Annotated in this window: 3 protein-coding genes; all 3 read right to left on the bottom strand. The window is 68.1% G+C overall.

What is annotated here, in order from left to right; all coding sequences use genetic code 11:
* Positions 1–3: 3 nt before the first annotated feature.
* Genes L0P92_RS42915 through L0P92_RS42905 form a run of 3 tightly spaced genes read right to left on the bottom strand, consistent with a single transcriptional unit; the run spans position 4 to position 3226 of the window.
* Positions 4–891, bottom strand: coding sequence for a carbohydrate ABC transporter permease (locus L0P92_RS42915; RefSeq protein ID WP_234768559.1), 888 nt, complete (start codon positions 889–891; stop codon positions 4–6).
* A gap of 6 nt (positions 892–897) precedes the next feature.
* The gene (locus tag L0P92_RS42910; RefSeq protein WP_234768558.1) at positions 898–1830 is read right to left on the bottom strand and encodes a carbohydrate ABC transporter permease; all 933 of its coding nucleotides are present in this window, start codon (positions 1828–1830) and stop codon (positions 898–900) included.
* Between the two features lie 25 nt (positions 1831–1855).
* Complete coding sequence (locus L0P92_RS42905) at positions 1856–3226, bottom strand: extracellular solute-binding protein (protein ID WP_234768557.1); 1371 nt, start codon at positions 3224–3226, stop codon at positions 1856–1858.
* Between the last annotated feature and the right edge of the window lie 586 nt (positions 3227–3812).

The raw sequence follows: 3812 nt of genomic DNA, 5'->3' as shown, positions 1-3812 counted from the left end.
CGATCACCCCTTCACCGCCCCGCTCAACGCGAACCCTCCCCCCAGCCGCCGAGCCACCAGCACGTACAGCAGGATCACCGGCGTCGAGTAGATGATCGAGAACGCCGCCAGCTGCCCGTACACCACGGTCCCGCGGTTTCCGAAGAACTCGTTGATGCTCACGGCCGCCGGCATCTGGTCCGGTGTGAGCAGCAGCATGAACGGAACGAAGAAGTTCCCCCACATCATCACGAACGAGAACACCGTCACCACCGCCACCCCGGGCCCCATCAGCGGCAGCACGACCCGCACCAGCGACTGGAGCGACGACGCCCCGTCGGTCCAGGCGGCCTCCTCCAGCTCCTTCGGGACGCCGTCCATGAAGTTCTTCATCAGCCAGATGGCGAACGGCAGTTGGGAGGCGGCGAAGAAGAAGATCGTCCCCTCCATGGTGTCGATCAGGTTCACCCGCACGAAGAGGGCGTAGACCGGCACCATGATCGCCGTGATCGGCAGGCTCGTCGCGAACAGGATCGTCAGCAGGAAGGGGCGGTTGAAGCGGGACCGGAACCGGGACAGGGGGTAGGCGGCGAGCGCGGCGCACACGACGGTCAGCGCCGTGCCCCCGCCGCACAGGAGCAGGCTGTTGAGCAGCGGGGTGAAGGTGATGTCCGGGGTCAGGACCGCGTCGAAGTTGTCCAGGGTGACCCCGTCCGGGAGCTTCACCTGGAGGTTCGCGTCGGTGTCCAGGGAGGACAGGACCACCCACGCCAGCGGGAGCACGAACGCCGCTGCCACCACCAGGAGACCGGCGTCGGCGGCGAGACGGCGGACGGTGCGGCGGGAGGAAAGAGTGCGGGCGGTATGGGTGGTACGGGTGGTACGGGCGGTGAGGTCAGTGCGGGAGGCCATACGCCGTCAGACCTCCGTTCGCAGCAGCCGCAGGTAGACCACCGAGAACAGCGAGCCCACCACCAGCAGCAGAAGGGCGACCGCCGTGCCGTAACCGATCATGCTCTTCTGGAACGCCTCCTCGTACATGAACAGGGGCAGCGTCTGGCTCTTGCCGCCCGGACCGCCCCTCGTCATCACCCAGATCAGCCCGAAGACGGACAGGGTCTGGAGGGTGATGAGCATGAGGTTGGTGCCGATGGAGCGGCGGATCATCGGGAGCGTGATGTGCCACATACGGCGCCAGCCGCCGGCGCCGTCGACCTCGGCCGCCTCCGTGATCTCCTTGGGGATCTCGCCCAGCGCGGCCGAGTAGACCAGCATCGAGAAGGCCGTTCCCCGCCAGACGTTCGCGAAGGACACCGCCAGGATCGGGAGGGTGAACAGCCAGTTCTGGGTGGGGAGATGGAGCCAGTCCAGGATGGCGTTCAGGGTGCCCTCGCGACGGAAGAAGGCGTAGAGCAGGAATCCGGCGACGACCTCCGGCAGCACCCACGCCGTGACGACGACGGCACCGACCAGCGTGCGGACCGGCTTGGACGCGCGCTGCATCAGCGCGGCCAGGGCCAGGCCCAGGGTGTTCTGGCCGAGCAGCGCGGAGATCACGGTGAAGACGAGCGTGAGCCAGACCGCGTTGCGGAACGCCTCGTCGTCGAAGGCGTCACGGAAGTTGTCGAAACCGACGAAGGAGTCCTCGGCCTGGCCGGTGAGCTGGAGGTCGGTGAAGGCGATGTAGGCGCAGTAGGCGATGGGGCCGGCCAGGAAGAGGACGAGGAGGACGATGGCGGGGGCGACGGGGAGGGCTCGGGTGAGGGAGCGGAGGTGAGGGAGGGAGTGGAAGCGTGGGTCGCGGGCGCGGGTAAGGGAGTGGTCGCGCGGGAGGGAAGGGGCTCGCTTCATCCGCGGGGCCCCGTCCCGGCGGCGCTCACTTCTGAATCACCTGGTCGTCCGTCGCCGACTTCAGCTCCTCGTCGTAGCCCTTCGCCGCCTCCGCCACCGACATGTCACCCGTCGTCACGCCCTCCATCGCCTCCTGGACCGCGGTGGAGACCTTCGGGTACGCCGGGTAGGCCGGGCGGTAGTGGGTGCTGGCGACCAGGTCCGTGAAGAACTTGATGCCGGGCTGGGCCTCGATGTACGCGGGGTCGGCGGCGACGTCCTCGCGGACCGCGATGCCGGAGTTGGCGACGTACCACTTCTGGGCGTTCGCCTTGGTCTGCATCGTCTTGATGAACTCGAAGGCGAGGTCGGGGTTGGCCGCCTTGGCCGGGATGGACCAGGTCCAGCCACCCGACATGCTCACCTTGCCGGGAGCCTGACCCTTCTGCGTAGGCATGGCGGCGAGGCCGAGCTCGTCCGACCACTCGGGCCACTCATGCCCGCTGCCGGGCAGCCAGTCCTGCGGGAGCCAGGAGCCGTCCAGGGCGATGGCGAGCTTGCCCTGCGGCAGCCACTCGCCGCGGACGCGGGTCATGACGTTGGGGTCGAGGGCGTCGGAGACGTCCGGACCGAGCTTCTCCTTGTAGACGGTCTCGACGAAGGAGAGGGAGTCCTTGAAGCCCTGGCTGCCGGCGATCCACTTCTTGGACGACTTGTCGTACAACGGATCCGTCCTGGCGTCGTTCGTGCCGTACAGCAGCATCTCGAACGTCTGCATGGTGGCGGCCTCGCCGACGGGCTTGCCCGTGTACACGTTGAGGGGGATGACGTCCGGGACCTTCTCCTTGACGGCGCGGGCGGCGTCGAGGACGTCGTCCCAGGTCTTCGGCTGCCAGTCGGCGGGCAGACCGGCCTTCTCGAAGATGTCCTTGCTGAACCACAGCCCCCGGGTGTCGGTCCCGTCCGGGACGCCGTACGTCTTCCCGTCCTCACCCTTGGCGGCCTCCTTCGCCGTGTCGATGAACCGTCCCCAGTCCTTCCACTTCGCGAGGTACGGGTCGAGGGGCTTCAGGTACCCGCTGGTGATGTCCGAGTTGATGAGGAAGGTGTCCTCGTAGACCAGGTCCGGGGCGGTCTTGGGGGAGCGGAGCATCTGCTGGAGCTTGGTGTAGTACTCCGAGTCCGGGGCCTTGATGGGTACGAACTCGACCTTCTTGCCGGGGTTCGCCTTCTCGAACTGCTTCTTGATGTCCGCGAGGTAGGTGTCCATCACCTTGATGGAGTTGTCCGTGGACTGCTTGAAGGAGACCTTGATCGTGTCCGGATCACTGCCGGAACCGCCACCGCATGCGGTGAGGGTGCCTGCGGTGAGGACGAGGGCGGTGGTGATCAGGCGGGCGGTGGGGCGCACGGGCATGACCTCCTGCGGGCGCACGTCGTTGTGGCGCGGGGATGGCTGCCCGGTGAACCTAGGTCGAGTGGTCTAGTCAGGTCAATGCGTGTGCGGGGGATTGATGTTGACGCGCTCGGAGGGGGCGGGCTCGGGAGCGGCGTCGGAGGGGCGGCTGACTTTGCGGGCGGCGCCTGGGAGTCGACGTGCGGCCCGCTTCCGGCTGCCCGCAGCGACCGGTGTCGGTAGCCCGCCGGTCCTTGTCCGCAGCCTGCCGACCGCAGTCTGCTGCCCGCAGAGACCGGTGTCCGCAGCCCACTGGCCTCTGTCCGCAGTTTGCGGACTGCGGTTGCTGTCCGCTGCCCGCTGGCCTCTGTCCGCAGCCTGCGGTCTGCGGTCCGCAGCGACCGGTGTAAGCAGCCCACCGGCCTCTGTCCGCGGCCTGCCGACCGCGGTCTGCAGACCGCAGACCGCTGTTCGCGGTCCGCCGACTGCGGTTCGCAGCTCATCGACTGCTGTTCGCGTCCCGCCGACCGTGGTTCGCAGCCCATCGACCGCAACCCGCAGCCCACCAACCCCTGCCCGACCGCCCCCGCGACCAGCCCCCTGCTAC

The sequence above is a fragment of the Streptomyces muensis genome (genome assembly GCF_021474425.1).
Classification (GTDB): domain Bacteria; phylum Actinomycetota; class Actinomycetes; order Streptomycetales; family Streptomycetaceae; genus Streptomyces; species Streptomyces muensis.
The sequence above is the reverse complement of the archived record's forward strand: the minus strand, read 5'-3'. Positions and strand labels throughout refer to the sequence as shown.

Excerpts from the sequence above, each read along its gene's own strand:
- L0P92_RS42905 (WP_234768557.1), bottom strand. The coding sequence starts at position 3,226 with ATGCCCGTGCGCCCCACCGCCCGCCTGATCACCACCGCCCTCGTCCTC.
- L0P92_RS42910 (WP_234768558.1), bottom strand. The coding sequence starts at position 1,830 with ATGAAGCGAGCCCCTTCCCTCCCGCGCGACCACTCCCTTACCCGCGCC.
- L0P92_RS42915 (WP_234768559.1), bottom strand. The coding sequence starts at position 891 with ATGGCCTCCCGCACTGACCTCACCGCCCGTACCACCCGTACCACCCAT.